The sequence below is a fragment of the Nocardia niigatensis NBRC 100131 genome, assembly GCF_000308655.1.
Taxonomy (GTDB): Bacteria; Actinomycetota; Actinomycetes; order Mycobacteriales; family Mycobacteriaceae; genus Nocardia; species Nocardia niigatensis.
Genome location: NZ_BAGC01000071.1, coordinates 84,394 through 106,879 on the forward strand (window position 1 = coordinate 84,394; position 22,486 = coordinate 106,879).

At 69.2% G+C, this 22,486-nt stretch carries 22 protein-coding genes; 13 read left to right on the forward strand and 9 right to left on the reverse strand.

The genetic code is table 11. The features are described from left to right. The first annotated feature begins 26 nt into the window (after window positions 1-26). The 4 genes from ON33_RS29675 to ON33_RS29690 are packed head-to-tail and all read left to right on the forward strand — an operon-like array spanning window position 27 to window position 4,675. Window positions 27-1,730 carry a thiamine pyrophosphate-binding protein gene (locus ON33_RS29675; RefSeq protein WP_040862418.1) on the forward strand — a complete coding sequence of 568 codons (1,704 nt, stop codon included), beginning with the start codon at window positions 27-29 and terminating at the stop codon, window positions 1,728-1,730. A 3-nt stretch (window positions 1,731-1,733) separates the two neighbouring features. Further along, window positions 1,734-2,429 (forward strand): DUF8713 domain-containing protein, encoded by a 696-nt coding sequence (locus tag ON33_RS29680; protein ID WP_051153059.1) that lies wholly within the window; start codon window positions 1,734-1,736, stop codon window positions 2,427-2,429. A 9-nt stretch (window positions 2,430-2,438) separates the two neighbouring features. Then, the gene (locus ON33_RS29685; RefSeq protein WP_083869385.1) at window positions 2,439-3,482 is read left to right on the forward strand and encodes a 3-oxoacyl-ACP synthase III family protein; all 1,044 of its coding nucleotides are present in this window, start codon (window positions 2,439-2,441) and stop codon (window positions 3,480-3,482) included. Then, window positions 3,479-4,675, forward strand: a complete 1,197-nt coding sequence (locus ON33_RS29690) for an aminotransferase class I/II-fold pyridoxal phosphate-dependent enzyme (RefSeq protein WP_083869386.1) — start codon at window positions 3,479-3,481, stop codon at window positions 4,673-4,675. Before ON33_RS29685 ends, ON33_RS29690 begins: the two co-directional genes overlap by 4 nt. Here the strand turns inward: ON33_RS29690 and ON33_RS29695 are convergent. Then, window positions 4,629-5,597 carry a bile acid:sodium symporter family protein gene (locus tag ON33_RS29695; protein ID WP_040862419.1) on the reverse strand — a complete coding sequence of 323 codons (969 nt, stop codon included), beginning with the start codon at window positions 5,595-5,597 and terminating at the stop codon, window positions 4,629-4,631. The genes ON33_RS29690 and ON33_RS29695 overlap by 47 nt on opposite strands. Before the next feature lie 105 nt (window positions 5,598-5,702). On the opposite strand from ON33_RS29695, the gene ON33_RS29700 reads away from it, so the two are divergent. The 5 genes from ON33_RS29700 to ON33_RS29720 are packed head-to-tail and all read left to right on the forward strand — an operon-like array spanning window position 5,703 to window position 8,760. Then, window positions 5,703-6,638 carry a TIGR04222 domain-containing membrane protein gene (locus ON33_RS29700; protein ID WP_040862420.1) on the forward strand — a complete coding sequence of 312 codons (936 nt, stop codon included), beginning with the start codon at window positions 5,703-5,705 and terminating at the stop codon, window positions 6,636-6,638. Then, the gene (locus ON33_RS29705; RefSeq protein ID WP_040862421.1) at window positions 6,635-7,543 is read left to right on the forward strand and encodes an MbnB/TglH/ChrH family RiPP precursor modification enzyme; all 909 of its coding nucleotides are present in this window, start codon (window positions 6,635-6,637) and stop codon (window positions 7,541-7,543) included. Before ON33_RS29700 ends, ON33_RS29705 begins: the two co-directional genes overlap by 4 nt. Then, on the forward strand, window positions 7,540-7,890 hold the full coding sequence (locus tag ON33_RS29710) for an SCO6045 C-terminal-like domain-containing protein (RefSeq protein WP_051153061.1): 351 nt from the start codon (window positions 7,540-7,542) through the stop codon (window positions 7,888-7,890). Before ON33_RS29705 ends, ON33_RS29710 begins: the two co-directional genes overlap by 4 nt. Next, a complete protein-coding gene (locus tag ON33_RS38700; RefSeq protein ID WP_245550834.1) occupies window positions 7,880-8,332 on the forward strand; it encodes a cupin domain-containing protein in 453 nt (150 codons plus the stop codon). The genes ON33_RS29710 and ON33_RS38700 overlap by 11 nt, the downstream gene beginning before the upstream one ends. Then, complete coding sequence (locus ON33_RS29720) at window positions 8,329-8,760, forward strand: GNAT family N-acetyltransferase (RefSeq protein WP_040862422.1); 432 nt, start codon at window positions 8,329-8,331, stop codon at window positions 8,758-8,760. Before ON33_RS38700 ends, ON33_RS29720 begins: the two co-directional genes overlap by 4 nt. Before the next feature lie 22 nt (window positions 8,761-8,782). Here the strand turns inward: ON33_RS29720 and ON33_RS29725 are convergent, their stop codons facing one another. Beyond that, window positions 8,783-9,190 (reverse strand): SdpI family protein, encoded by a 408-nt coding sequence (locus ON33_RS29725; protein ID WP_040862423.1) that lies wholly within the window; start codon window positions 9,188-9,190, stop codon window positions 8,783-8,785. A gap of 102 nt (window positions 9,191-9,292) precedes the next feature. Here ON33_RS29725 and leuS point away from each other — a divergent pair, with 102 nt between their 5' ends. After that, window positions 9,293-12,166, forward strand: coding sequence for a leucine--tRNA ligase (leuS, locus tag ON33_RS29730; RefSeq protein ID WP_040862424.1), 2,874 nt, complete (start codon window positions 9,293-9,295; stop codon window positions 12,164-12,166). Between the two features lie 78 nt (window positions 12,167-12,244). On the opposite strand, the gene ON33_RS29735 is transcribed toward leuS, so the two are convergent. The 3 genes from ON33_RS29735 to ON33_RS29745 form a co-directional block, all read right to left on the reverse strand. Next, on the reverse strand, window positions 12,245-13,039 hold the full coding sequence (locus ON33_RS29735) for a polysaccharide deacetylase family protein (RefSeq protein WP_040862425.1): 795 nt from the start codon (window positions 13,037-13,039) through the stop codon (window positions 12,245-12,247). 55 nt (window positions 13,040-13,094) lie between these two features. Next, entirely contained in the window at window positions 13,095-13,898 is an 804-nt protein-coding gene (locus tag ON33_RS29740) for a polysaccharide deacetylase family protein (protein ID WP_040862619.1), read from the reverse strand. A 182-nt stretch (window positions 13,899-14,080) separates the two neighbouring features. After that, window positions 14,081-14,785, reverse strand: a complete 705-nt coding sequence (locus tag ON33_RS29745; RefSeq protein ID WP_040862426.1) for an SDR family oxidoreductase — start codon at window positions 14,783-14,785, stop codon at window positions 14,081-14,083. 240 nt (window positions 14,786-15,025) lie between these two features. Between ON33_RS29745 and ggh the strand changes: the two genes are divergently transcribed. After that, the gene (gene ggh / locus ON33_RS29750) at window positions 15,026-16,366 is read left to right on the forward strand and encodes a glucosylglycerate hydrolase (protein ID WP_040862427.1); all 1,341 of its coding nucleotides are present in this window, start codon (window positions 15,026-15,028) and stop codon (window positions 16,364-16,366) included. A 161-nt stretch (window positions 16,367-16,527) separates the two neighbouring features. Beyond that, a complete protein-coding gene (locus ON33_RS29755) occupies window positions 16,528-17,214 on the forward strand; it encodes a glycoside hydrolase family 25 protein (protein ID WP_245550860.1) in 687 nt (228 codons plus the stop codon). Window positions 17,215-17,231: 17 nt separating this feature from the next. On the opposite strand, the gene ON33_RS29760 is transcribed toward ON33_RS29755, so the two are convergent. From ON33_RS29760 to ON33_RS29770, 3 genes are all read right to left on the reverse strand, one after another. Further along, window positions 17,232-17,957, reverse strand: coding sequence for an amino acid ABC transporter ATP-binding protein (locus ON33_RS29760; protein ID WP_040862429.1), 726 nt, complete (start codon window positions 17,955-17,957; stop codon window positions 17,232-17,234). Beyond that, a complete protein-coding gene (locus ON33_RS29765) occupies window positions 17,954-19,789 on the reverse strand; it encodes an ABC transporter substrate-binding protein/permease (RefSeq protein WP_083869387.1) in 1,836 nt (611 codons plus the stop codon). The genes ON33_RS29760 and ON33_RS29765 overlap by 4 nt, the downstream gene beginning before the upstream one ends. Window positions 19,790-19,862: 73 nt before the next feature. After that, complete coding sequence (locus ON33_RS29770) at window positions 19,863-20,651, reverse strand: LLM class F420-dependent oxidoreductase (RefSeq protein ID WP_040862430.1); 789 nt, start codon at window positions 20,649-20,651, stop codon at window positions 19,863-19,865. Between the two features lie 162 nt (window positions 20,652-20,813). Between ON33_RS29770 and ON33_RS29775 the strand changes: the two genes are divergently transcribed. After that, complete coding sequence (locus tag ON33_RS29775) at window positions 20,814-21,884, forward strand: ABC transporter ATP-binding protein (protein ID WP_040862431.1); 1,071 nt, start codon at window positions 20,814-20,816, stop codon at window positions 21,882-21,884. 10 nt (window positions 21,885-21,894) lie between these two features. On the opposite strand, the gene ON33_RS29780 is transcribed toward ON33_RS29775, so the two are convergent. Next, window positions 21,895-22,395 carry a winged helix-turn-helix transcriptional regulator gene (locus tag ON33_RS29780; RefSeq protein WP_040862432.1) on the reverse strand — a complete coding sequence of 167 codons (501 nt, stop codon included), beginning with the start codon at window positions 22,393-22,395 and terminating at the stop codon, window positions 21,895-21,897. Window positions 22,396-22,486: the final 91 nt, after the last annotated feature.

Consider the following 22,486-nt stretch of genomic DNA (forward strand, 5'->3'; position numbering starts at 1 on the left):
GCGGCTGCCACCGAGAGGAGGCGCCCATGCACAGCGGTACACGGGTCGCGGACCAGTTGGTCAAAGCGGTGTCGGCGCTGGGCGTGCGGCATATCTTCGGCGTCGACGGAGCGAATATCGAGGACCTCTACGACGCGGCCTTCGACCATCGGGATCGGATCACCGCCGTGGTGGCCAAGCACGAATTCGGGGCGGCCACCATGGCGGATGGGTACGCGCGGTCGACCTCCGGCCTCGGCGTCGTGTGCGCGACCTCCGGCGGCGGCGCCATGAACCTGGTTGCCGGGCTGGCCGAATCGTTCGCCTCCCGGGTGCCGGTGCTGGCGCTGATCGGGCAGCCCCCGACCGTCCTGGAGGGCAAGGGCGCGTTCCAGGACACCAGCGGGCAGGCCGGCGCCTTCGACGCGGTCGCGCTCTACACGCCGATCTCGCACTACTGTGCCCGTGTGGAGGCCCCCGCCGACCTGCCCGCGCACCTCTCCCGCGCGGTCACCGCCACCCGCCGCGGCGGACCCGCGGTGCTGTTGCTGCCCAAGGACATTCAGCAGGCCGACCTGGTCACCCCGGAGTTCGCGCCGCCCGCGCGCGCCTACCGCCGCGATATCGAGAACCTGCGGCGGGTGCTGCACACCGTGCGCGCCGCCCGCGCCGTCGGCAAGATCGTGATCATCGCGGGCGACCAGGTGGCCCGCGACGACGCCCGCGACGAACTGGCCGCCTTCGCCGCCGCCGTCGACGCCGCCGTCGGGGTCGCGCCCGACGCCAAGGACGTCTACCACCACGCGGACCCCGGCAGCTGTGGTGTCGCGGGCAGCATGGGCAATCCCGAACTGCTCGACGCCCTGCGCGGCGCGTCGCTGTGCCTGCTCATCGGCACCCGCATGCCGGTCACCGCGCGGGCCGGGATGGAGGACGCGCTCGCGGCGGTGCCGCTGGCCGGCATCGGCGCGCTGCCGCCGTTCCTGCCCGCCGCGCACGCGCACAGCAACGACCTGGCCGAGTCCCTGGCCGAGCTGATCGGCGAATTGGATTCCGGCGGCGGCGAACCCGAGGCGCGGATCATCCCGCTGCGCCCGCGCCCGCCCGGCGAGGCCGCCCTGACACCGCTGCCGGTGCCGCCCTCGGACGGCCCCGGGCTGCGCTATCGCGAGGTGGTGGAGACCGTCAACGACGCGCTGCCCGCGGGCGCGGACGTCTTCGCCGACGCGGGCAATACCGGTGCGGCCGTGGTGCATCACCTGCGGCTGCCCCGCGACGGCCGGTTCACGGTAGCGCTGGGGATGGGCGGCATGGGCTACGCGTTCGGCGCCGGGATCGGGTCGGCCTTCGCCCGGCACCGCCACCCCGGCGGCGGGCTGCGCCGCACCTTCGTCATCGCCGGCGACGGGGCGTTCTTCATGCACGGCTTGGAGATTCACACCGCGATCGAGCATCGGCTACCGATCACGTTCATCGTGCTCAACAACAACGCGCACGCCATGTGCGTCACGCGCGAGCAGCTGTACTACGGGGATCGCTACAGCTTCAACAGGTTTCGTCCCGCGTATCCGGGCGCGGGGATGGCCGCCATGTTCCCGGATCTGTGCACCCACGCACCGGAGAACCGGGCCGAGCTGGCCGCGGCACTGCGGCACTGCGCCGACCGCCCGGGACCGTCGTTCGTCGCGATCGACTGCGATCCCGACGAAATCCCGCCGTTCACACCGTTCCTGACGCCACCCAGGAGGTAGCCCGTGACCCCCAGCGCCCTGCCCGCCCTCAGCGATATCCCGGAAACCGCGGTGCCCGGCCTGCTGCGCATCGAGAACTCCGATCGCGAGGCCACCACCCCGATCATCCTGGACATGCTGCGGTCGGTGTATCCGCACGACCAGATCTTCGGCGACTTCTGCCCGGTCCAGGGCTACATCGAAGCCCCGCCCCGGGAGCTGTACGAGTACCTGGCCGACACCCGGAGCCTGGAGGAATGGACCTACAGCCTGCGTGGATTCACCGAGACCGAGGAACCCGGACTGTGGGTGTCGCACGATCGGCTGGGCGACAGCACCAAGATCTACACCCGCACCGTCGCCAATCCAGACGCCATGACCGTGGACTACCACTGCGCCTGGGATCAGAGCGACCACCTGTGGATGGTCTACCTGATGCGGGTGGTCGACGCCCAGGTGGTGTTCGACAAGCCGGGCTCGGTGGTGCTGTGGACGAACTGCCACCACCCGTTCTACGACAAGAACCCCTACCAGGACACCGCGCCCGACAAACGCAAGGTGTGGGTGGGCGACTTCTGGGAGATGTTCTCCGCCGGGCATCAATTGGAGCTCGACAATTTGCGGGCCATCGCGGAGTACCGCGCTTCGCACGGGCTGCCCATCAAGCCCGCATGGATGCAGAGCGCCGGGGAGACGCAGAGCGTCGCGGACAGGAAGTGAGGAGCAGCCATGGACTTCACGGACCCCGCCCTGCGGATGCCGCCGTCGGTCAGCCTGGTCGACGTGGCCGGCTACCTGCCCGGTGAACCGGTCGGCACCGAGTACTTCACCCAGTTCTCCCGGTCGGACCGGATGGCCAAGAACGTCATGTTCCGGGCCCCTAAGGGCCGCCACCACGTCGGCCGCGACGAGACCGCCGTGGACATGGTGGAGCGCGCCGTCGCGCCGCTCATCGAACGCCATGGGGCACAGGAGATCTCGGACATCGACATCCTGCTCACCCATACTCAGCTGCCCGACAATCCGGTGCTGGGCGCCGGACCGGAGGTGGCGCGGCGGCTGAATATGAAGCCGCGCTGGGTGTTCGACATCCACAACGGCGGCTGCGCGGCCTTCGTCCACATGATGTGGATGGCCCGCATGATCATGCAGACCACCGAGGCCCGCACCGCGCTCATCGCCTGCACCCAGAACTGCGCGGGCCCGGTGTTCACCCAGCCCGATATCCGCGGGCTCGCCCAGGCTCCCGTCCCCGGCGACGGCTGCGGGGTCGGGCTGCTGGTGAAGAACGACTCCGCGCCGATCCTCGACATCGAATGCCGCACCTATCCGGAGTTCGCGGGGGACATGGAGTTCAGCACCAATGGCGACCGCAAGTACTGGGAGCCCGGCGAGGGTCAGGGCTGCGTCACCTTCACCGAATCCAAGGTGGCCAAGGTGATGACGCGCGGCAACCGGCTGGTGCCCGAGGTGGCGCAGGCGGTGTGCAAGCGCATCGGGGTGAAGTCCAGCGATATCGACACCTTCGTCACCAACCAGCCCAACCGACTGTTCCTGCGCAACTGGAACGAGGCGATGGAACTGCCGCCCGAACGGCACCCGGACACCTTCGACAGCTGCGGAAACCTGTTCGCCGCGGGCATTCCCGTGACCCTGGACGCCGAGAACAGCGCCGGGCGGCTGCGCAACGGCTCGGTGGTGCTGATGGCGGCGTTCGCGCACGCCGGGGACTTCGCGGGGGCGGCGGCCGTGCGCTGGGGAGCGGCGCGATGACCCACCCCGGCGCGAGCGAGCACAGCCGGCCGGCGCGGATCGTGGCGCCGGTGTCCTGGCCGTCGGGGTTGCGCGGTTCCGAGGTGGCGGGCCACCCCGCCACCGTCGACCCGCACGGCGCGGACACCATCCGCTACGACCTCAGCCTGAGCGAGAACCCTTTTCCGCCACTGTCTTCGGTCGTCGCCGCGCTCGACGACTGCCTCGGCAGGGCCAATCGCTATCCGGAGTTCCTGCCCCGGCGGCTGCCGCGGCTGATCGCCGACCGCATAGGGATCTCGGCCGATCAGGTGGTGGTGGGGTCGGGCGCGACCGGGGTGGCCCTGCAGATCATGCAGACCCTCCCCCGCGCCGGTAGCGGATTCGTCTACGCCGCACCGACCTTCGACGGCTACCCGATCATGGCGACCATGACCGGGCTGCGGCCGGTGGCGGTGCCGCTGGACACCCACGGCCGGCAGGATCTGTGGGGCATGGCCCGGGCGGTGAACGAGCACACCGGGCTGATCGCGGTGTGCCGTCCGCACAATCCGACCGGAACCGTGATCCCGGCCAGCGAATTGAAGGCGTTCCTGTACGCGATCCCGGCCCGGGTGCCGGTGATCCTGGACGAGGCGTACGTCGAATTCCTCGGCGCGAGCGACACTCTCGACGCCGCCGAGCTGATCGCGCGGCACCCCAATGTGCTGGTGCTGCGCACCTTCTCCAAGGCCTACGGCCTGGCCGGGCTGCGCATCGGCTACGCGTTCGGCGCGGCGGAACTGGTGCGTCGCGTGCACCGGCTGCAACTGCCCTTCGGGGTTCCGGCGACCGCGGTGGCCGCGGTGCGCGCCTCCTACGCCGCCGAAGCCGAACTGGGCGAACGTATTCTGCGCATCACCACCGAACGCGAACTGCTGCGCACCGAACTGCGGCGCGGCGGCATCCGGGTGCCGCGCAGCAGCGCCAACTTCCTGTACCTCCCGGGCCGCGATATCGCGCCCGCGCTGGCGCGCGCCGGGATCGTGGCCAAACGCTATCCGGACGGCAGCGCCCGGATCGCGGTGGGCGATCCGGGTTCGGACCGGGCGGTGCTGCACGCGCTGGCGGCCCGGCCGTCGGCGGGCGCGCGTTCGCTGCGCCGCGAGGACAGCCGGTTGCTCTCGCTCACGGCGCGGTACGAGCCCAGCGCTGTGCGAGGGCGGCACACGTGATCAGCTGAATCTGGTGGAACATCATGAGCGGCAGCACGACCAGGCCCACCGAGTGCCCCGCGAACAGCACCGTCGCCATGGGCAGACCGGTGGCCAGGCTCTTCTTGGAACCGCAGAACACCACCACGATCCGGTCGGCGCGATCGAATTTCACCGCCTCGCCGAGGAATCCGGTCGCCACCAGCACGATCGCCAGAATCACACAGCACACCACGGCCAGCGCCAGAATCCGCCACGGCGACATGGCATGCCAGATGCCCTCGACCATGCCCGCGCTGAAGGCGCTGTAGACCACCAGCAGGATGGAGCCGCGATCCACCAGCTTGGTCGGCTCGGCGTAGCGGGACAGCAAACCCTTGACCCTGGGTCGGATCAGCTGGCCCAGGAAGAACGGCACCAGCAGCTGGAGCACGATGTCCACCACCGCGGACGGGTCGACGCTGGCCTGGCCGGTGGTGTTCATGAGCAGGATCACGAGCGCCGGAGTCAGGAAGACGCCCAGCAGATTCGAGACCGTGGCGCTCACGATCGCGCCCGCCACATTGCCCTTGGCGATGGAGGTGAACGCGATCGAGGACTGCACCGTGGACGGCACCAGGCACAGGAACAGCACACCGGTGTAGAGATCCTTGGTGAGCACGTGCGGTTCCAGCACCCGCGCGGCCAGGCCGATCAGCGGGAAGAGCACGAAGGTGCAGGCCAGTACGGTCAGGTGCAGTCGCCAGTGCTTGAGACCCGCGATCGCCTCCTGCGGCGCCAGGCGCGCGCCGTAGAGCAGGAACAGGAAACCGATGGCGATCTTCGTCAGCCCGCTCACGATCTCGGCCGCCTCGCCCCGCGCCGGGAAGACGCTGGCGAGAACGACCATCGCAAGGATCGACAGGATGAACCCGTCTATGTAGAACTTGCTGAGAAATCGCACCGGGACAGGCTAGACACCCCGGCCGCTTCGGGATAACACAGCACCGTCACTGCGGCGATACTGGAGTCGATCGACTGTCACGACGACTCCCGAGGTGGAATCGCCATGGTCCTCAGGACCGACGCGGCCGCGGCCGCAACCGCTACGTGGGGGATATCCGGACCGGCCTTCCTCCTGTTCTACGTGATCGCGGGGGTGCTCGCGGTCGGATACGGATTCGCTCGGCGCGCCGCCGTATTGCGCGCGATCGACCCGCACTGGCCACCGGCCGGGCCGCTGCGCCCCAGCGAGACCGCCATGCTGGTCGACGACCGGCGGCCGGTGCTGGCCGGGCTGGCCCAGTTGCGGGGCCACCAGGTCATCGACTCCACCGGTACGCCCGTCCGGCCGCTGACCGACGCCGAGGAACGCCACCTTGATCCGATCTCCCGCGCGCTGTACGCGCACCTGCGGGGATCCCAGCAGGCACGGGTGCCCAGCATGCTGGTGGGCACTGCCGGGGTGGCGGCGCAGATGCGTGGCGAGCTCACCGAGCGCGGCTATCTGCTCGGCGAGAAGCAGCGGAAAGCCGTTCGGACAGCGCGGTTTCCGCTTTACGGATTGCTCCTGCTCGGCCTGGTCCGGCTGATCGCGGGCGCGGCCGGCCATCATTCGGTCGGTTTCCTGGTGGTCGCCATGATCGTGCTGGCGGTCCTCACCGTCGTGGTGGGCCGGACGCCGCGCCTGACCCAGCGGGGCCGCGACGCGCTCTCCGCCGCCCAGACCGGCAACCGGCATCTGCGGCCCGCGAATTCTCCCGCCTACTCGGCGTACGGGCCCGACAGCGCGGCGCTCGCCGTCGCGCTCTACGGCGGGTTGGTGCTGTGGTCCCTCGATCCGGCGCTCGCCGGGGCGGCCAGCGTGGCGTCCGGCGGCGGCGGTGGCAGCGACGGCAGCTCCTGCAGCAGCAGTTGCGGTACGAGCGGAAGCAGTTGCGGCAGTAGCAGTTGCGGTAGCAGTAGCAGCTGTGGCAGCAGTTGCGGCGGAGGCTGCGGCGGATGACCGGTTCACCGCTCCCGGCGGGGTCGCTGGGCATCGGGTGGCGGCGCGAGATCTGTGGCCTGGTCGCGGCCCTGGAGGGTATCGGATTCTGCGAGGTCATCGCGGAAACGCTGGCGCCCAGGGACTCCAGCCGCCGGCTCGGCCCGCTGATCCGCCGCGGTCGTGGTTTCCGCGACGGCGTCGGCGTGCCCGAGGAGCTGGCCGCGCTGGTGGCCCGGGGCATTCCCGCGGTGCCGCATGGTATTTCGCTCTCGCTCGGCGGTGCGGAAGCGGTGGACGACCGGCGGGTCTCGCACCTCGCCGACTGTGCGCGGACGCTCGGTTCGCCGCTAGTGAGCGAACACATCGCCTTCGTGCGGGCCGGCGGGCTGGAGGCCGGGCACCTGCTGCCGGTGCCGCGCACCCGCGAGGCGCTGGATGCCCTGGAGCGCAATATCTTCCGTGCGAGCAGGCAGCTGGACGTGCCGCTGGCGGTGGAGAACATCGCGGCGCTGTTCGAATGGCCGGATGCCGAGTACACCGAGGCGGAGTTCCTGCAGGAGCTCGTCGAGCGGACCGGCGTCTACCTGTTGCTCGATATCGCGAATGTCTATGCCAATGCCCGTAATACGTCACGTGATCCACTCGCCGAGCTGCTGCGCCTGCCCGCCGAACGGGTGGCCTACTGCCATATCGCGGGCGGCCACGAGTCCGGCGGCCGCTACATCGACACCCACGTCCACCCCGTCCCCGCGGAGGTGCTGGCGCTCGTCGCCGAGTTCAGCGCTGATCGCCCCCTCCCGCTCATGCTCGAGCGCGATGGAAACTACCCGCCCGCAACGGAACTCGCCGCCGAACTGAACGCCATCGCCGCCGCCTCCGGTCGCCCGGCCATCAGCCTGCGCCCCGAGACGATCCCGCTATGAGCGTCGAAAAGCTCTGGGCAGCAGGCACACTCGCCGAACAGCAGGCGGCCGTGGTGCGCGCGCTGGTCGCCGGCGACCGGCCGCCACCCGGTTTCGACGCCGACGATCTGGCCGCCACCGCCGACGGCCTGCTGCACAAGCGGGCCGAAGAGGTGTCACGGCGGTTCCCAGTCCTGGTGCAGGCGGCCGGCCCCGACTTCCGGGCCCGCTACCTGGCATGGGCTCGGACCCGGCCCAAGACCACCACCAGCGCCGACGCCGCCGCCTTCGCCCGCGACCTCGGCCTGCCCGATCCGCGGCCGGCTCGCGGCACGCGGCCGCGGTGGCCCGGCCGCCGTGGACGATGATGCAGGGGTGGCCTTCCTCACCCGCGATCCACGACACGGCTTCCGACCCAACCCGGCCCCGGCGACCCGCACGGCCAGCCGGATCCTGTTCCGGTTCGGCCTGGCGCGCTGGGATCTCGTGCTGCGGCAGACGGTCATCGCGCCCGGCGGACAGTCCGGGTGGCACTTCCACGACGGGACGCTCTTCGTCCTGGTCACCGGTGGTGTGCTGGATCATCCGAAGGCTGATTGCACCCCGGTCACCATCCGGCCGTGGCGGGTCTTCCGGGAACCGAGCGGTCCCGGGCACGCCCACCTGGCCCGCAACAGCGGCCCGCGACCGGTGACACTGACCGTCGTCTACGTGAATCCGAAGGGGAGCCCGCTCTCGCGCGGCATCCCGCCGCCCGCGTGCGCACCCGCGGACGGCGAGCCGGGTCCTCGAGGCAAGCTGAGCCCATGATCGACGTCGTCACGGTCAGCACCGAGCAGCAACTGGCCGACGCCTACGCGGTCCGCATGCGGGTCTTCGTGGACGAGCAGGGCGTGCCCGCGGACATCGAGATCGACGAGCTCGACGCGACGGCCGATCACTTCCTGGCGCTGCTGGACGGCAAGCCGGCCGGGGCCGGGCGGCTCACCGTGCGCGACGGTGTCGGGGTGCTCGGACGGCTGGCGGTGCTGGCGGAGACGCGCGGCACCGGGCTCGGGGTGGCGCTGGTGCGCGCCATCGAGGAGCGGGTGCGCGAACGCGGGCTGGGCGCGGTCGAACTGCATTCGCAGACCCACGCGCAAGGCTTCTACGAGAAGCTCGGATATCGGGCGTACGGCGAGATCGGCATGGACGCGGGCATCCCGCACATCTGGATGCGCAGGTCCCTGGGGAACTGAGGCCGGTGCGGTCCCGGCCGGCTCAGCCGGCGGGTTCGCAGGCGTCCCGCAGCGAGCACCCGCCGCAGGCACTGCCGCAGCCGCCAATCTTCTCCTCCGGAAACGCCGTGGCCAGCGCCTTTTCGGCGGCGGCCGCACCGGCGCCGAGGGTGAACACCGCGATCACCACGGCCACCACCGCCACCACCAGGGCCGCGATGCCACCGGCGACGAGGGCCACCGCACCGGCGGCGGCGAGCAGCAGCCCGGCCACGATCGAGGTCGGCGCGGCCACCTTGTTGGCCAGCTTGAACGACTCCTCGGTCCGCACCGCGGCCTCGGAATGCACCCCGAAATACCGGTTGCCGGGCAGGCTGCCGGTGAATCCGAGCACGCCCGTGACCACGGCCACAGCCGCGAGGACAAAGAGGATCAGCGCCACGACGAACACCCGGTAAACGGTACCCCTACCCTTTTTGGGCTCGAGGAACGCCACGTTTTACCCTGGTGAGCGACCTTTATCGGGGATTGGCTGGACACAGAAGGCAGGACCGTGCAGGACACCCGTGCAACCGAAACACCCACCGCGACCGCGGCTGGGGGCGGCGACGTTCCCGCACACCGCTACAACGCCGACCTCGCGGGGCGCATCGAACAGAAGTGGCAGGGCAACTGGCAGGAGCGCGGCAGCTTCTACGCGCCCAACCCCGTCGGCCCGTTGCAGGGCGAAACCCCCGCCGACAAGCTGTTCATCCAGGACATGTTCCCGTACCCGTCGGGCGCGGGCCTGCACGTGGGACATCCGCTGGGCTATATCGCCACCGATGTCTTCGCCCGCTATCACCGCATGCACGGCCGGAATGTGCTGCACGCCCTGGGTTACGACGCCTTCGGCCTGCCCGCCGAGCAGTACGCGGTGCAGACCGGCGCGCACCCGCGCGACACCACCATGGCGAACATCGCCACCATGCAGCGGCAGCTGGACCGGCTGGGCCTGGGCCACGACCGCCGCCGTTCCTTCGCCACCACCGATCCCGAGTACTACAAGTGGACGCAGTGGATCTTCCTGCGCATCTACAACGCCTGGTACGACGAGGGCCTGGGCAAGGCCCGCCCGATCGCCGAGCTGATCGCCGAATTCGAGGACGGCAGAAGGGAAGCCGTCGAGGGCCGCGCCTGGAACGAGCTGTCCGCGTCCGAGCGCAATGCCGCCATCGACTCCTATCGCCTGGTTTACCAGACCGATTCGATGGTCAACTGGTGCCCGGGCCTGGGCACCGTGCTGTCCAACGAGGAGGTCACCGCGGACGGCCGCTCCGAGCGCGGCAACTTCCCGGTGTTCCGGAAGCGCCTGTGGCAGTGGATGATGCGCATCACCGCCTACTCCGACCGCCTGGTCGACGACCTGGACGAGCTGGACTGGCCGGAGAACGTGAAAGCCATGCAGCGCAACTGGATCGGCCGCTCACGGGGCGCGCAGGTCAAGTTCGAGGCCGGCTCGGATCTGATCGAGGTCTTCACCACCCGCCCCGACACCCTGTTCGGCGCGACCTATGTGGTGCTGGCCCCCGAGCACGAGCTGGTGGACCGGCTGACCGCCGCCACCTGGCCGGCCGGCACCGACGCGCGCTGGACCTTCGGCACCGTCGACACCCCCGTGGAAGCCGTTGCGGCCTACCGCAAGTCGATCGCCGCCAAGTCGGATCTGGAGCGCCAGGAGAACAAGGAGAAGACCGGCGTCTTCCTGGGCACCTACGCCACCAACCCGGTCAACGGCGCGCGCGTGCCGATCTTCATCGCCGACTACGTGCTGAGCGGCTACGGCACCGGCGCGATCATGGCCGTCCCCGGCCACGACCCGCGCGACTGGGACTTCGCCACCGCCTTCGGCCTGCCCATCGTCGAGGTCGTCGCGGGCGGCGACGTCACGCAGGCGGCCTACGCCGGTGACGGTGTCCTGGTGAACTCCGGCTACATCGACGGCATGGACATCGACTCGGCCAAGGCCAAGGTGATCGCCGAACTGGAGGCCAACGGCCACGGCCGCGGCACCGTCCAGTACAAGCTGCGCGACTGGCTGTTCGCGCGGCAGCGCTACTGGGGCGAGCCGTTCCCCATCGTCTACGACGAGGACGGCGCGCCGCACGCACTGCCGGAATCCATGCTGCCGGTGCGGCTTCCGGAGATCGACGACTTCGCCCCGGTCACCTTCGACCCGGACGACGCCGACTCCGAGCCGTCGCCGCCGCTGGCCAAGGCCACCGACTGGGTGCACGTCGAACTGGATCTGGGCGACGGCCCCCGGAAGTACCGCCGCGACACCAATGTCATGCCCAACTGGGCGGGCAGCTCCTGGTATCAGCTGCGCTATGCGGACCCGACCAATGACGACACCTTCTGCGCCCCCGAGAACGAGCGGTACTGGCTGGGCCCGCGCACGGCCGAGCACGGTCCGAAGGATCCGGGCGGCGTGGACCTGTACGTCGGCGGTGTGGAGCACGCGGTGCTGCACCTGCTGTACGCGCGGTTCTGGCAGAAGGTGCTCTTCGATCTGGGTGACGTGTCCGGCTCCGAGCCGTACCGCCGCCTGTTCAACCAGGGTTACATCCAGGCCTACGCCTACACCGACGCGCGCGGCGCCTACGTGCCGGCCGCGGAGATCGTGGAACGGGACGGAAAGTTCTTCTGGACCAATGCCTCCGGCGTGGCGGAGGAGGTCTTCCAGGAGTACGGCAAGATCGGCAAGTCGCTGAAGAACGCCATCTCCCCCGACGAGATGTGCGATCTGTACGGCGCCGACACCTTCCGCTTCTACGAGATGTCGATGGGCCCGCTGGACACCTCGCGGCCGTGGGCCACCAAGGACGTCGTGGGCGCGCACCGCTTCCTGCAGCGCGTGTGGCGACTGGTGGTGGACGAGGAGACCGGCGCGGTCAAGGCCACCGACGGCGAGCCGTCGGCCGAGGCATTGCGCCTGCTGCACAAGACCATTGCCGGAGTCGACGACGACTACGCCAACCTGCGCGACAACACCGCGGGCGCCAAGCTCATCGAGCTGACCAACTACCTGACCAAGAACTACGGCGACGGCGCGCCCCGCGCGCTGGTCGAACCCCTGGTCCTGATGCTGGCCCCGATGGCTCCGCACGTGGCCGAGGAACTGTGGGAGCGCCTGGGCCACACCACGGCCCTGGCCCACGGCCCCTTCCCGGTCGCGGATCCCGCACTGCTGGTGGCGGATTCGGTGGAGTATCCGATCCAGGTCAATGGCAAGGTCCGCAGCCGCGTCAGCGTCGCCGCCGATGCCGACCAGGCCGCGGTCCAGGCCGCCGCGCTGGCCGACGAGAAGATCGCGGAACTGCTGGGCGGCAAGGCGCCTCGCAAGATCATCGTGGTGCCGGGCCGCCTGGTGAACATCGTCGCGTAACCGGAGACGAGCGGATCGGGCGCGGCGTCCGGTGGGAATCCACCGCACGCCGCGCCCGACTCTTGTGCGCCCCAGCCCCTATCGCGGCGGGATCAGGACGTCGTTGAGCGTGACCAGCTGCAGGTTGCGGTCCTGGATGATGTCGGTGAGCTGGTCGTAGAGGTGGGTGACCGTCGGCCGGTTGGCGTGGCCGATGACGATGGACTGGGCCCGGAACCACTGGCGCGCGGCATCGAGGAGCATGCCGTCGTTGATCACGGTATTGGTGTCGTTCAGGGTGCCGTACCACATGGTCGGGACGGTGTAGCCGCAGTCGGCGGCCACCGCGTCGACACTGGCGCTGTGGTGTCCGAAGGGCGGACGGAAGTACGGGGTGCCGTCGGTGCCGTACTGGTTCCAGAGGAAGTCCTTGCACCGGTTGAGCTGGTCGGCGATGGCGCCGCCGGACAGCCGGGTCAGGTCCGGGTGGTCCCAGGTGTGATTGCCCAGCTGGATCTGCCCGGAATCGACCAGCGGCCGCAGCACATCCCGGTGGTCGAGCCAGCCGGGATAGTAGGCGGTGACGAAGAAGGTGAGCCGCGCTCCGGTGTCGCGGGCGAAATCGATGAAGCCGCGGATGGTTTCGGAGCTGGCGCCGTCATCGATGGTGAGCGCCATATGATTACCGTCGCCCGGCAGCGCGCTGATCGTGCCCGGACCGATCGGCGTCTTCGGCCCGAAATCCGGCGTCACCTGTGGAATTCCGGGAATCTGCGGCACGATCCCACCGGCGGATCCGGTGTCGAAGGGGAAGTCGGCGCGCGATTCGCCCGTGCCCAGCAGGGTGGCGGCCGTACCCGCCGCCAGCATCGTCAGCAGCCGTCGTCTGTCCATTGCGACCCTCATTCAATTCTTTGTAACGAAATCCCCGCTCCCCCAGTGCAATCGGCTAGGCAGGGGAGGCCAGCACGTCATCGAGCGTCACCATGGCGAGGTTGCGCTCCCGGATGATTCCGGCGAGCTGGTCGTAGCAGTGCGTGACGGGGGGATGGTTGGCGTGCCCGATGACGATGGCCTGCGCGTTGAAATACTTTCGCGCGCACTCGATCAGATAGTCCTCGGTGATCACGCCGGAATCGGACAGCGAGCCGTACCACATGACGGGGACGGTGTATCCGAGGTCCGCTGCCACCTTGTCGACCGTAGCATTGTGCCGGCCGTAGGGGGGACGGTAGTACGGCGTCCCGTCCACGCCGAAGTTGTTGTGCAGGAAAGTTTTCGTCCGGGTGAGCTGCGAGGCGACCTCGGTCCCGGACAGTTTGGTGAGATCCGGGTGGTCCCAGGTGTGATTGCCCAGCTGGATCTGCCCGGTGTCGACCAGCGCGCGCAGCGCGGTGCGATGCGTGGTCCAGGAGGGGTAATTCGCGGTGACGAAGAACGTGAACCGCGCGCCGGTGTCCTTGGCGAATTTGATATATGCGCCGACCACATCGGGATCGGCCCCGTCGTCGACGGTGAGCGCCAGATTGTTGCCCGTCCCGGGCAATGCGGTAATCGTCCCGGCGGGAATGCGGGACTTCTGCGCGACCGGCGGCACGCCGAGCGCCTTCGGAACCGCCGACGGCGACGGTGTCGCGACGGTTCCGCTGAGGCGCGGCGTCACCTTGTGCGAGGAGGCTGCCTCCGCGGAGCAGCCGGTCAGCGCCGCTGCAGTGCCCGCGGCGAGAAATGCGAGCAGCTGTCGTCGATCCATCTTTTCGCGCACTCCGAATTTCACGTTTGCCCCGGGGGTTCGGGGACGGCGTCCCCTGACTCGTTTCCCGAGAGTTGGTCCCGCCTCCCTCGCAGGGCCTACCCGTTATATCTATACGGCGTGAACTGAGCACGAATTCTGTGCGAAATGATCGAAATTCAGCACAGAATTTAAGGCTGCTCTCAGTGTGGGATGGGGCGCAGCACGATTTCGGTGGGATGGGCGTCGCGCGGGGTCGCGACGGCCTGCCGCACGACCCCGGCAACCGTTTCGGCCCTGAGGAATTCGCCCGGCTCGTAGGCGCGCCCCTCGCCCGCGACGATCTCGCGCTGCATATCGGTGTCGATGCGTCCCGGGTGCACCGAGGTCACCCGCAGCGCGGGCTCCTCCAGCCGCAACGCATCACCGAAGGCGCGCAGCCCGAACTTGCTCGCGGCGTACACCCCCCAGCCCGGATTGGCCCGCAACCCGGCCCCCGAATTGATCAGCACCACATGGCCATTGGCGGCGCGCAGGGCCGGCAGCAACAGCCTGGTCAACTCCGCGACCGCGATCAGATTGGCTTCCAACGTATTCCGCCACTGCGCCACCGAGGAATCGGCTATCGTTCCCAGGTCGGCGATTCCCGCATTGTGCACCAGTACATCCAGCCGTTCGATGCCCGCCACCGCGCGCGCTACCGCGGCGTAGTCGGTGAGATCCACCGGCCATCCGGCGCTGCCGGGCAGTTCACGCAGTATCGGTTCCAGGGCCTGGGGCTTACGCGCGCCCAGCAACAGCCGATGCGTGGGCGCCAGTTCGCGGGCGATGGCCGCGCCGAGGCCGCGGCTGGCTCCGGTGATCAGCGCGGTCGGCTGGTCGGTGCTGGTCTTCGCGGAATTCGCCATGTTGTCACCGTAACCGCGTGACTCCGGCCTGCGATGCTCCGGTCGGGCACACCACCGTCAGCGATTCATGAGAAGGCGAACGAAGTGCAATCTGGCGATCGGGAGTCGTCCTGCGGCGACCCAGCGCAATCCACTGTCCCTTCGACGCTGTCCGCCGTCCGGACGCTGCCGGCCGGCCATCCGACGGCTGCCCCGCCGGTCCATCGCGCGTACCTGCGGGTGGCGGCGCAGAATAGGGCGATGACGCACCCGGGATTCACGCCCACCCAGCTCGCGGCCCGCGCCGCCTATCTGCTGCGCGGCAACGACCTGGGCACCATGACCAGCGCCGCGCCGAAGCTGTATCCGCACATGTGGAGCTGGGACGCGGCCTTCGTGGCGGTCGGCCTGGCCCCGCTCAGCGTGGAACGCGCCGCCCTCGAACTCGACACCCTGTTCTCGGCGCAGTGGCGCAACGGCATGATCCCGCACATCGTCTTCGCCAATGGCGTGGACGGCTACTTTCCCGGGCCCGCGCGCTGGGAGTGCCGCCGCCTGGCCGCCGACGCGCCCGACGGCCCGGACACCTCCGGCATCACCCAGCCGCCCGTGCATGCCATTGCGGTGCAACGGATTCTGGATCACTCGCGCCGGCACGGCCGCACCACCCGCGCGGTCGCGGAGGACTTCCTGAACCGGCGCTGGCCCGATCTCATGCGCTGGCATCGCTGGCTGGCCTACGCCCGGGATCCCAAGCAGCACGGCCGGATCACGCTGTACCACGGCTGGGAATCCGGCATGGACAACTCACCGCGCTGGGATCGCGCCTACGAGAACGTGATTCCCGGTCCGGACCTGCCGCCCTACGAGCGCGCCGACACCCAGGTGGTGGGCGACCCCACGCAACGGCCCTCGGACCGCGAATACGACCGCTATCTGTGGCTGCTCGAGCAGATGCGCCGGGCCGGCTACGACGACTACCAACTGGCCTCGACCATGAGCTTCGCGGTCGAGGACGTGTTCGTGACCGCCATCTTCGCGCTGGCCTGCGACGTGCTGGCCAATATCGGCGAGGACTACAGGCAGCCGCATGCGGATGTGCGCGAACTCTACGAATGGGCCGACTACTTCCGCGCGGGCGTGGTCGCCACCACCGACGAGCGCACCGGCGCGGCGCGCGATTTCGATGTGCGCGCGGACAAGTGGATCGACACCGAGACCCTGGCCGTCTTCGCGCCGCTGCTCAGCGGCGGGCTGCGGCGTGACGCGGAACGGCGGCTGCTGCGCCTGTTCGAGGGCCCGCGCTGGTGCGGGCATCCCGATCTGCGCTACGCGCTGCCGCCCTCGACCTCCCCGGTGTCCAAGGACTTCCGCCCGCGCGAGTACTGGCGCGGTCCGGTGTGGCCGGTGATCAGCTGGCTGTTCTCCTGGGTGTTCGCCCGCCGCGGCTGGGCGGAACGCTCGTTCATGCTGCGCGCCGAGGGGCTGCGGCAGGCCAGCGACGGCAGCTTCGCCGAGTACTACGAACCCTTCACCGGCGAGCCGCTGGGCAGCATGCAACAGTCCTGGACCGCAGCGTCGGTGCTGGACTGGCTCGGCTGATCCCGGCGGCTGGCCGAGTGCCTCACAGGCACTCGAGCTAACGATTGGCGAACATCACCGCCCCGCCTTCCCCGCGGTCGCGGCCGATCGGCCTAGCCTCTCGGGGCATGACCGGACGCAGCCTGATGAAAGTGGTAACCGTCGCAGCAGCGAGCATCCTCATGGCCACCCCCGTGGGGGCGGCCACCGCCGATATCGACGGCCCGGATGTGGCCTCCTGGCAACACCCGGGCGGGGGAGGCATCAACTGGTTCGCCGTACGCGGGGCCGGATACGAGTTCTCCATGCTCAAGGCCACCGAGGGCCTCAACTACGTGAATCCGTACTTCGTCCAGGACAGCCTGGCCATGCGGTTGGCCGGAGTCGCGCGCGGCACATACCATTTCGCGCGCCCGAACCTGCCGCCCGAACCCCAGGCCGCCTTCTACTCGACCATGGTGCTGGGCCAGAACGGACTGCTCGACCTACCCCCGGTGCTGGACCTCGAGGACTCCGGCGGGCTGCCGCCCGACGCGCTCATCGACTGGACCCACCGCTATCTCAACACGGTCCGGACCTTGACCGGCCGCATGCCGATCATCTACACCTATCCCCGCTTCTGGCAGACGGCCATGGCCGACACCAACCAGTTCACCAACTACCCGTTGTGGATCGCCGACTACCGCGGCAACGACCAGCCCGAGGTGCCGGGCGGCTGGCCCGCGTGGACGTTCTGGCAGACCACCAGCTCCGGAAGCATCCCCGGCATCGGCGGCGCCGTCGACCTCAATGTCTACAGCGGCGCCCAGGGTGATTTCGCCCGCTACGCGAACATGCCCTTCGGCGGCAGCGGTCGCGGCAGCAGCTAGCTCCGCCCGGGCGGCGGTCACAGCACCTGCGAGAGGAACCGGCGCAGGCGCGGGGTCTCGGCGTTCTCGAAAAGCGCCTCGGGCCTACCGGTTTCGACCACCTGACCGTGATCCATGAACACCACCTGATCGGACACCGACCGGGCGAAGCTCATCTCGTGCGTCACCACGACCATGGACATGCCGCCGCTCGCGAGCTCCGACATGAGCGCGAGCACGCCCTTGACCAGCTCGGGATCCAGCGCCGAGGTGGCCTCGTCGAAGAACATGATGTCCGGTTTCATGGCCAGCGCCCGCGCGATGGCCACCCGCTGCTGCTGACCGCCGGACAGATCGGCCGGGCGCACATCCGCCTTGCCGGCCAGCCCGACCGCCTCCAGCTGCTGCACCGCCAGCGTGCGCGCCTGCTCCTTCGACAGGCCGTGCAGTTTGCGCGGGCCGAGCGCGATATTGTCCGCGACCGTCATGTGCGGGAACAGGTTGAAATGCTGGAACACCATGCCGATCCGCTGCCGCAGCCGATCCGGGTTCTCGCCCAGCACCGACTTCCCGTCCAGCAGGATGTCGCCGGAGTCGGGTTCGTACAGCCGGTTGAGCACCCGCAGCAGCGTCGACTTGCCGGAGCCGGACGGCCCGATCACCGTGGTGGTCTTGCCCGCGTCCACGTGCACGTCGACGCCGCGCAGAATCTCGTTGCGGCCCAGCGTCAATCGCAGGCCGGTGCCGGTGAGGGAGGCACTCATGCTCCACGCCCTTCCGTGATGACGGCCTGTTCGACCGGGTCCGCGGGATCCTCGCCGCCTTGGGGACGGCCGTCGCGCACGCGCCTGTCGATGTAGTTGACCAGGTGGGTGAGCGGCACCGTCAGCAGCAGGTACATCAGGCCCGCCGCCACCAGCGGCGACAGATTCCCGGTCTGCGCGTTGAGATCCCGGCCCACCGCGAACAGTTCGCGCTGGGTGGCCAGCAGGCCCAGGAAGTAGATGAGCGAGGAATCCTTGATGAGCGCGATGAACTGGTTCATCAGCGCCGGCAGCACCCGGCGCACGCCCTGCGGGATCACCACCAACGTCATGGCCTGCCGGTAACCGAACCCGATGGCGCGGGCCGCCTCCAACTGCCCGGGCTCCACCGACTGGATGCCGGAGCGGAAGATCTCGCCGATATAGGCGGCGGCCAGCAGCGCCAGCGCGATCGCGCCCAGCCAGTACGGGTTGTTCCCGGTGATGTTCTTGACCACCGGGCCCACGCCCAGGCCGATGATCAGGATGATCACCACGGCGGGCAGGCCGCGGAATATGTCGGTGTAAACCCGTGCGGGCCAACGCAACCAGCGGGTGCGGGAGATGCCCGCCACCGCGAGCAGCATGCCGATCACCGTGCCCAGCAGACCCGAGACCAGAGCCAGGATCAGGGTATTGGGCAGACCGGTCTTGATCAGGTCCGGGAACGCCTTGCGATACAGCGACCAGTCGAAGAAGGTGTCCTTCAGCTGCTGGAGCGTGGATTTCGGCTGCACCCCGGTGTTGCCGGGCCGGTTGCCCGCGTTCTCGGCCGCGATCTTCGCGAAGTCCGGAAGCTGGGGCGCCGCAACGGCTTTGGAGCCCGGCTTCCAGCCCGGTGGCAGCTGCCGCGGCACCCAGTCCGCATACAGCTCGGCGTAGGTGCCGTCGGCGATCACCGCGTCCAGTCCGGCATTGAGCGCGTCGGTGAGCGGCTGATGGCCCTTGCGCACCGCCCAGGCGGTGAAGTTGTTGACGCTGAAGGTGTTCTGCGTGATCGAGGTCGGATCGCCCGGCTTGATGGCGCCGATGGCCTGCTGCGACGGCGCCACCCAGGCGTCGATCTGGCCGGTCTTCAGATTCGCGTAGGCGGTGTTGTAGTCGGGGAACTTCACCGGGTCCAGGTGCAGTTCGTTGACCACGTACTCGTCCTGCACAGTGCCCGTCACGACGCCGACCCGATTGCCGCGGTGCAGATCCGCGAACCCGTTGATGGCGCTGCCGTTCGGCACCACCAGCGAGAAGTAGCCGAAGTCGTAGCCGTTGGTGAAGTCGACCAGCTGCCGCCGCGCGTCGGTGGTGGTGATGCTGGAGGAGCCGATGTCGAAGCGGCCGTTGGCGACCTGGGCCAGCAGCCCCGCGAACTCGGTGCCGGTGAACTCCACCTGCAGGCCGAGCTTGGCGCCGATGGCCTTCAGCAGCTCGTTGTCGAAGCCGGTGAACACGCCCTCGGAGTTGACGCAGATGCTCGGCGGCGCGTCGGAGAGCGTGCCGACACTCAGCTTGCCGGGCGTGAGCAGGCCCAGCTTGCCGATGTCGATCTTGTCCAGCGGCTGCGTGGTGGCGGTGGTGAACCGGTCCGCCGCCGGGTTCTGCTGCCCGGCCGCCAGATTCGTGGGCGCGGCGCTCGCCGCGGCCGGACCCGGCGGCGAGCACAGGTCGCGATCATCGGCCGCGGCGCCGCCCACACCGAGGGTGACTGTGCCGAGCAGACCGACCAGCAGGACGGCCGCCAGGGCCGCGAGGCGAGTCGGGCGACCACGGCGCGGCGTGACCGGGCGCAAGGAAACCATGGCAGACCACCCTAATGCTGGCGGACTGCCACGCCAGGTTTACCCTCACGCTGATTCGGCCGCGATCACAGTCTCAGGCGGCGCCCGTTCGCTGGTTGTGCTGATCCCGCCAGGCCACCGCCTCCAGGATCCGGCTCATGTCGTAGTCCGGCCCGCCCGAACTCACCGTGAACAGCGTCACGCCCGCGTCCGCGTAGCCCTCGACCTGGTCCAGGCCCGGCCAGGCCACCGACTTCTCGATGGCGGCGACGTCGGTGCCGACCTCGGCGCAGTGCTCGCCCAGAATGCCGATCTTGCGCCGCAGCACGTCGATGTCGGAGAAGCTGTGCCAGATGTCGCCGTACTGGGCGACCAGTCGCAGCGTCTTCTTCTCGCCGCCGCCACCGATCAGGATGGGGATGTCGCGCACCGGCTGCGGGTTCAGCTTGGCCAGCCGGTCGGTGATCCGGGCCATGGCCTCCCTGAGCAGCGCGAGACGGCTTCCAGCGGTGCCGAATTCGTAGCCGTACTGGTCGTAGTCCTTCTGGAACCAGCCCGCGCCGATGCCCAGGATGAGCCGGCCGTCGCTGATGTGGTCCACGGTGCGGGCCATATCGGCCAGCAGGTCGGGATTGCGGTAGCCGCCGCCCGTGACCAGCGCGCCGAGCTCAACCCGCTCGGTCTGCTCGGCGATGGCGCCCAGCATGGTCCAGCACTCGAAGTGCGCGCCCTCCGGGTCGCCGTAGAGCGGATAGAAATGGTCCCAGTTGAAGACGATGTCCACCCCGCTGTCCTCGCACCGTCGCACCGCGTCCCGGATCAATCCATAGTCGGGAGCGTGCTGGGGCTGTAGTTGAACACCGATACGAACAGGTCGACTCATCGCGTACTCCTCGTCGCCGGTCGGAGATCCGTTTCGAGGCTACCGGGGCCGGGTGGCCCGGGTACGCCTACCATCGTGCGCGGAACCGCTCCGAGAGCCGGTTCCACCCCTGTACTACGGATCGTCCGGCACGTTCCTGCCGGTGAAGGGATGAGTTGAACCGTGGCAACGGTGACTTTCGATCAGGCCACCCGCCTGTACCCCGGCGCGGGCACGCCCGCCGTCGACGCGCTGAGCCTGGAGATCGCCGATGGTGAATTCCTGGTTCTGGTCGGCCCGTCCGGCTGTGGCAAATCCACCTCGCTGCGCATGCTCGCGGGGCTCGAGGAGGTGAGCGCCGGCCGAATCCTGATCGGGGACAAGGACGTCACGCACGCCGAGCCCAAGGAACGCGACATCGCCATGGTGTTCCAGAACTACGCGCTCTACCCGCACATGAGCGTCGCCGAGAACATGGGCTTCGCGCTGAAGATGGCCAAGGTCGCCAAGGAGGAGCGCCGGCAGCGGGTGCTGGAGGCGGCGAAGCTGCTGGATCTGGAGCCCTATCTGGACCGCAAGCCCAAGGCCCTCTCCGGCGGTCAGCGCCAGCGCGTGGCCATGGGCCGCGCCATCGTGCGCCAGCCGCACGTGTTCCTGATGGACGAGCCGCTGTCCAACCTGGACGCCAAGCTGCGCGTGCAGACCCGCACCCAGATCGCCCAGCTGCAGCGCCGGCTCGGCACCACCACCGTCTACGTCACCCACGACCAGGTCGAGGCCATGACCATGGGCGACCGGGTGGCGGTGCTCAAGGACGGGCTGCTGCAGCAGTGCGCCTCCCCGCGCGACCTGTACCGCGACCCGGCCAACCTGTTCGTCGCGGGCTTCATGGGCTCCCCCGCCATGAACCTGTTCACGCTGCCGGTGCAGAGCGGCTCGGTCACGCTGGGCGGCTGCCCGCTGCCGTTGCCGCGGTCGGTGGCGGCGGCCACCGGCGAGCGCGTGGTGGTCGGCATCCGGCCCGAGCACTTCGACGTGGTCGGCGACGGCGCCGGGATCGCGATGGAGGTGGATGTGGTCGAGGAGCTGGGCTCGGACGCCTACATCTACGGCCGCACCCTCGGTGACGGGGAAACCATTGTGGCGCGCGCGGATTGGCGCAACCCGCCGACGAAGGGCACCACGCTCTCACTGGTCGCGGACGCGGACCACACGTACTTCTTCCATCCCGAGGACGGACGCCGCCTGCACTGACGGGCAGGTCTCACGAATGGCGGCGGTGCTTCCGCCGCCATTCGTCGTTCACCCGGATGCGCAGATTCTCCAGGGGCACTTCGTTTCCCGAGGCGCTGCGCAGTTCCGCCCGCACCGGTTCGCCGGTCGAATCCTCGAGCCGTTCCAGCGGGGCCGTTCCGTCCTGCAGGTACTGGTCGCCCCACTGCCACAACGCCACCACGGCGGGCAGCAGGTCCAATCCCATTCGGGTGAGCACGTATTCGTGGCGGGTGCGTTTGCCTTCTTCCCGGTAGGGCCGTTTCTCCAGCAGTCCCGCGTCGACCAGTTTCCGCAGTGCGCTGGAGGCCGCGGCGTCAGTGATGCCGACCCGCGCCGCGAACCCGTCGAACCGGGTCGTGCCGTAGTACGCCTCGCGCAGCATGAGGATCGCCGAGCGCGTCCCGACGATATCCATCGCCTTGGCGATCGAACAGGCCTCGGGCTGCCACGAGCTCAGATCGCTGAGTTTTCCCTCCAGTACGGCCGACATGACACACATCATACAGCGCTGGCTTGCCCTCACTATGGCCAGCTCCTACTCTGACTTTAGAGCGATCAAGTCAGACGCCGTTGTCGGGCTC